Source organism: Kitasatospora sp. NEAU-69 (assembly GCF_057158765.1).
Window position 1 is genome coordinate 215710 of record NZ_JBWXUE010000011.1, and the last position, 5940, is coordinate 221649.

Sequence of the window (5940 nt, forward strand, 5' to 3'; positions counted from 1 at the left end):
CTCCCCCTTCTTTCCTTCTTTTGGGGGGGGGAAAAGAGGAGCCCCCCGGGGCCGCTGCGGGCGCCGCCGGGCAGGCCGTCAAACGCCGGACGACACCACCCGCCGGACGCCGGACGTCAGACGTTGACGCCGAAGTCCTGCGCGATGCCGCGCAGGCCGGAGGCGTAGCCCTGGCCGATGGCGCGGAACTTCCACTCGGAGCCGTTGCGGTAGAGCTCGCCGAAGACCATCGCGGTCTCGGTGGAGGCGTCCTCGGTGAGGTCGTAACGGGCGATCTCCTGGCCACCGGCCTGGTTGACCACCCGGATGTACGCGTTGCGGACCTGGCCGAAGTTCTGGCCGCGGGTCTCCGCCTCGTAGATCGAGACCGGGAAGACGATCTTCGCCACGTCACCCGGCACGGTGGCCAGGTTCACCTTGATCGACTCGTCGTCGCCCTCGCCCTCACCGGTGAGGTTGTCACCGGTGTGCTCGACCGAGCCGTCCGGGCTCTTGAGGTTGTTGAAGAAGACGAAGTTCGCGTCCTTGGCGACCTTGCCCTGCTCGCTGCAGAGCAGCGCGCTGGCGTCCAGGTCGAACTCGGCACCGGTCGTCGTGCGTGCGTCCCATCCCAGGGCGACGACGACGGCCGTCAGGCCGGGAGCCTCCTTGGTCAGCGAGACATTGCCGCCCTTGCTCAGGCTGACACCCACGGGATCCTCCAACTGTCGATTGCACTCTCGATCAGGCAACGGCCCGATCGTAGTGCCGGGTTCCCGTCCGGGTGGAGCAAGGGCGGAACCGGCGGCCCGGCGCGCCCTCGGCGGGCCCGCCAAGGGCCGCCAAGGGCCGCCAAGCCGCGCCGAGGGCCGTCCCGGAGCCGCCCGAGACCACCCGAGGGCCACCCGAGGGCCACAGGGTGCCCTCAGGAGCCGACGGCGTCGCTCAGAGCGCGCCGAGGACCTTCAGGTACTCCTGCTCGTCACGGGCGTCCGGCAGGCCGTTGACGACCGACCAGCGGACCACGCCGGCCTTGTCGATCACGAAGGTGCCGCGCACCGCGCAGCCCTTCTCCTCGTCGAACACGCCGTAAGCACGCGAGGCAGCGCCGTGCGGCCAGAAGTCGGAGAGCAGCGGGTACTCCAGGCCCTCCTGCTCGGCGAAGACGCGCAGGGTGAACGGCGAGTCGTTGGAGACCGCGAGGATCTGCACCTCGTCGTTCTGCAGCTTCGGCAGCTCCTTCTGGATCGCGCAGACCTCACCCGTGCAGACACCGGTGAACGCGAAGGGGTAGAAGACCAGGACGACGTTCTTCTCGCCCCGGAAGTCGGAGAGCTTGACCAGCTCGCCGTGCTGGTTCTTCAGCTCGAAGTCCGGAGCCTGGGTGCCGACCTCGATGGCCATGGTGACGACCTTTCTCAGCGATGAGCGATACCTGATGACGTTGCCTGAGGCCGAAACCGCCGGCCGCGGCTCATCCTCGCATCCGCGCCACTCGATTACGCCGGACGAGTGAGTCAGGCCCCCCTTCGGCGGCCGGTTTCGCCCGAGGCGAACAATGGCCCCGGCAAGCCCTACAGCCCGCCCCGGAAATCGGTGGAGCCCCGCTGGAGGAAACTCCAGCGGGGCTCACGAGGAACCGGTCGGCCCGCAAACGGCGGGTCGGCGGGTGAAGCCCGGCCGGCGAACGCCGGCCGATGGTGAAGCCGCTCGGGTACTGCCGGTGCTCAGCGCCGGTACACGGGACCGGCGGTCAGCGCTTGCCGGACTTGGCGGCGGCCTTCGGCGTGGCCAGTTTGGTGCCCGCCCAGTCCTTGGCAACCGCGACGGCGCTGGTCTGCGAGAGACCGGCGGTCTGCGCGGCCTCGCTGATCTCGTGCGCCTCGACGTGGCCGTCCCGGCCCGTCTTCGGGGTCAGCAGCCAGATCAGACCGCCCTCGGCCAGGTACTCCTGGGCGTCGACGAGGGCATCGGTGAGATCCCCGTCCTCCTCGCGGTGCCACAGCAGGACGGCGTCGGCGACGTCGTCGTAGTCCTCGTCGACGAGCTCCTCGCCAGTGATCTCCTCGATGCCCTCGCGGAGTTCCTGGTCGGTGTCCTCGTCGTACCCGAGCTCCTGCACGATCTGGCCGGACTCGAAGCCGAGTCGGAACGCCGGGTTGGACTTGTCCGCGGGGTCCGCGGTCGCGCTCACGGGAATAACCTCCAGTATTCGGCCCGGCATCAGTGCCGGGGCTGTGGCCGTAGTCCACACGGGCGCGGCGGTTCGCGCAAGTACCCGACCCCCGATCCCACCCAAAGGTTGACGTCTGGTAGCAAGACACGCCGAGTCCTGTGCTGGGAATCACACCGATTTGCCCTTTTGCTGACCGTTCGCCCATGCTGCGGATGCCAACTCGCGCGGGGTCGGTCGGCGGCTCGCCGAACAGCCCTACGGACCGGTATGCGAACGCCATTCGAGACCTGCGCGATCACGGGCGTAGAGTCTCCTGTTGGCCCTCACCCCGACCGCCCGCCATCGGACGAGCGGGGCACCTGGAGCAGTCCAGGTACAGGTCGGACCACCTCTTCGTAACACCCGGTGGCGCAGAACGACCAGGCAAAGGCGCCTGGTTTTGCACCACCTGACCGGCTTGCCCACCAGGCTTGACGGTTACCCATCGGTAGAGATGACGGATCTCCGAGTTGCGGTACACGATGGAGGCGGCGCGACACACCTCAGTTCGACCGACAGTGAAGGAACAGCGTGGCTTCCGGATCCGATCGCAACCCGATCATCATTGGCGGCCTTCCGAGTCAGGTCCCGGACTTCGATCCCGAGGAGACCGCGGAATGGCTGGAGTCGCTCGATGCGGCCATCGACGAGCGGGGCCGTGAGCGCGCCCGCTACCTGATGCTCCGCCTGATCGAGCGCGCCCGCGAGAAGCGTGTCGCCGTGCCCGAGATGCGCAGCACGGACTACGTCAACACGATCGCCACCAAGGACGAGCCGTTCTTCCCCGGCAACGAGGAGATCGAGCGCAAGGTCCTCAACGCGACCCGCTGGAACGCGGCCGTGATGGTCTCCCGGGCGCAGCGCCCGGGCATCGGCGTCGGTGGGCACATCGCCACCTTCGCCTCGTCCGCGTCGCTCTACGACGTGGGCTTCAACTACTTCTTCCGCGGCAAGGACGCCGACGGCGAGTCCGGCGACCAGATCTTCTTCCAGGGTCACGCGTCCCCGGGCATCTACGCCCGCGCCTTCCTGCTGGACCGACTCACCGAGCAGCAGCTCGACGCGTTCCGCCAGGAGAAGTCGAAGGCTCCGTACGGCCTCTCCAGCTACCCGCACCCGCGGCTGATGCCGGACTTCTGGGAGTTCCCGACCGTCTCGATGGGCCTCGGCCCGCTCGGCGCGATCTACCAGGCCCGGATGAACCGCTACCTGGAGCACCGCGGCATCAAGGACACCTCCGACTCGCACGTGTACGCCTTCCTCGGCGACGGCGAGATGGACGAGCCCGAGTCGCTGGGCCAGCTGTCGCTCGCCGCGCGCGAGGGTCTGGACAACCTGACCTTCGTCGTCAACTGCAACCTGCAGCGCCTGGACGGCCCGGTCCGCGGCAACGGCAAGATCATCCAGGAGCTGGAGTCGCAGTTCCGCGGTGCCGGCTGGAACGTCATCAAGCTGATCTGGGACCGCACCTGGGACCCGCTGCTGGCCCAGGACCGCGACGGCGTCCTGGTCAACAAGCTGAACTCGACCCCGGACGGCCAGTTCCAGACGTACGCCACCGAGACCGGCTCGTACATCCGCGAGCACTTCTTCGGCGACGACCTGCGGCTGCGCGCGATGGTCGAGTCCATGACCGACCAGCAGATCCAGCACCTGGGTCGCGGCGGCCACGACCACAAGAAGGTCTACGCGGCCTTCAAGGCGGCCCGCGAGCACCAGGGCCAGCCGACCGTGATCCTGGCGCAGACCGTCAAGGGCTGGACGCTGGGCCCCAACTTCGAGGGCCGCAACGCCACCCACCAGATGAAGAAGCTGACGGTCGAGGACCTGAAGCGCTTCCGGGACCGCCTGCACATCCCGATCACGGACAAGCAGCTCGAAGAGGGCTACCCGCCCTACTACCACCCGGGCAAGGACTCCGAAGAGATCCAGTACATGCACGACCGGCGCCGGGAGCTGGGCGGCTACGTGCCGACCCGCAAGGTGCGGCCGACGCAGCTGGCGCTCCCGGGCGACGACGCCTACAAGGCGGTCAAGAAGGGCTCCGGCCAGCAGACCATCGCGACCACGATGGCCTTCGTCCGGGTGCTCAAGGACCTGATGCGGGACAAGGGCATCGGCAACCGCTTCGTGCCGATCGCGCCGGACGAGTACCGCACCTTCGGCATGGACTCGCTCTTCCCGTCCGCCAAGATCTACAACCCGCTCGGCCAGACCTACGAGTCGGTCGACCGCGAGCTGCTGCTGGCGTACAAGGAGTCCCCGACCGGCCAGATGCTGCACGACGGCATCTCCGAGGCGGGCTGCACCGCCTCGCTGATCGCCGCCGGTTCGTCGTACGCGACGCACGGCGAGCCGCTGATCCCGGTCTACGTCTTCTACTCGATGTTCGGGTTCCAGCGCACCGGCGACCAGTTCTGGCAGATGTCCGACCAGCTGGCCCGCGGCTTCGTGATCGGCGCCACCGCCGGCCGCACCACGCTGACCGGTGAGGGCCTGCAGCACGCCGACGGCCACTCGCACCTGCTCGCCTCGACCAACCCCGGCGTCGTCGCGTACGACCCGGCGTACGGCTTCGAGATCGCGCACATCATGCAGGACGGCCTGCGCCGGATGTACGGCTCCTCCGCCGAGCACCCGCACGGCGAGGACGTCTTCTACTACATGACGGTCTACAACGAGCCGATCCAGATGCCGGCCGAGCCGGAGAACGTGGACGTCGAGGGCATCCTCAAGGGCCTGCACCGGTACGCCCCGGCGACCGCCGGCCAGATCCCGGCGCAGATCCTCGCCTCGGGCGTGGCCGTGCCGTGGGCGCTGGAGGCCCAGCGCATCCTCGCCGCGGAGTGGAACGTCAAGGCGGACGTCTGGTCGGCGACCTCCTGGAACGAGCTGCGCCGCGACGCGGTGGAGGCCGAGGAGTTCAACCTGCTGCACCCGGAGGAGCCGCAGCGCGTCCCGTACGTGACGCAGAAGCTCTCCGGTGCCGAGGGCCCGTTCGTCGCCGTCTCCGACTGGATGCGCGCGGTGCCGGACCAGATCTCGCGCTGGGTGCCGGGTCAGTGGCAGTCGCTGGGTGCCGACGGGTTCGGCTTCGCCGACACCCGTGGTGCGGCCCGCCGCTTCTTCCACATCGACGCGCAGTCGGTCGTGCTGAGCGTGCTCACCGAGCTCGCCAAGCAGGGCAAGGTCGACCGCTCGGCGCTGAAGGAGGCGATCGACCGCTACCAGCTGCTGGACGTGACCGCCGCCCACCCGGGCGCCGCCGGCGGCGACGCCTGATCCGGTAGCACCGCAGCAAGCGCAGTACCGCAGTACCGCTACGGCCGAGGGCCGGACTCCCGCTCGGGAGTCCGGCCCCCCACCGCCCTCGCAAGCCCCACCACTTCCCCCACCTCCGCTGCGTCCACCGCGTCCACCCCGTCCACCGCCCGGAGCAGCCGGGCAGGACACCGGCGTCCGGCCGGGCGCACGATCGCCCCATGAGAGACGACATCCTCGCCCGCGCCCGCTTCCTGCTGGAGGACCTCCACCTCGCCGAGACCGAAGCCAGCAGCTGGCTCGCGGACTACTTCCCCGACCTCGAACGCGAGGAGCGCGCCCGCTACCTCCACGAGGCCATCGCCCAGCCCGTCAGCACACCGGCCGCTCCGGAGTAGGCCCGTCGCGGCGCACGCACGCACAAACGACCGCGGCGGCGTTCCTCCCTTTCCCCCGGGGGCGGGGGGGGGGGTGGGTTTTGGGGT

At 69.2% G+C, this 5940-nt stretch carries 5 protein-coding genes; 2 read left to right on the forward strand and 3 right to left on the reverse strand.

The genetic code is table 11. The features are described 5' to 3' along the window. Positions 1–116: 116 nt before the first annotated feature. The 3 genes from AC060L_RS15540 to AC060L_RS15550 all read right to left on the reverse strand — a co-directional run bounded on the left by AC060L_RS15540 (position 117) and on the right by AC060L_RS15550 (position 2173). Positions 117–692, reverse strand: coding sequence for a TerD family protein (locus tag AC060L_RS15540; protein WP_483799342.1), 576 nt, complete (start codon positions 690–692; stop codon positions 117–119). 232 nt (positions 693–924) lie between these two features. Then, positions 925–1383, reverse strand: a complete 459-nt coding sequence (locus AC060L_RS15545; RefSeq protein ID WP_483799320.1) for a peroxiredoxin — start codon at positions 1381–1383, stop codon at positions 925–927. Between the two features lie 349 nt (positions 1384–1732). Then, on the reverse strand, positions 1733–2173 hold the full coding sequence (locus AC060L_RS15550; RefSeq protein ID WP_483799321.1) for a DUF3052 domain-containing protein: 441 nt from the start codon (positions 2171–2173) through the stop codon (positions 1733–1735). A gap of 552 nt (positions 2174–2725) precedes the next feature. Here AC060L_RS15550 and aceE point away from each other — a divergent pair. Continuing rightward, positions 2726–5476 carry a pyruvate dehydrogenase (acetyl-transferring), homodimeric type gene (aceE, locus tag AC060L_RS15555; protein ID WP_483799322.1) on the forward strand — a complete coding sequence of 917 codons (2751 nt, stop codon included), beginning with the start codon at positions 2726–2728 and terminating at the stop codon, positions 5474–5476. A gap of 200 nt (positions 5477–5676) precedes the next feature. Then, positions 5677–5853, forward strand: coding sequence for a hypothetical protein (locus tag AC060L_RS15560; RefSeq protein WP_483799323.1), 177 nt, complete (start codon positions 5677–5679; stop codon positions 5851–5853). The last annotated feature ends 87 nt before the right edge of the window (positions 5854–5940 follow it).

Excerpts from the sequence above, each read along its gene's own strand:
- AC060L_RS15545 (WP_483799320.1), bottom strand. The coding sequence starts at position 1,383 with ATGGCCATCGAGGTCGGCACCCAGGCTCCGGACTTCGAGCTGAAGAAC.
- AC060L_RS15560 (WP_483799323.1), top strand. The coding sequence starts at position 5,677 with ATGAGAGACGACATCCTCGCCCGCGCCCGCTTCCTGCTGGAGGACCTC.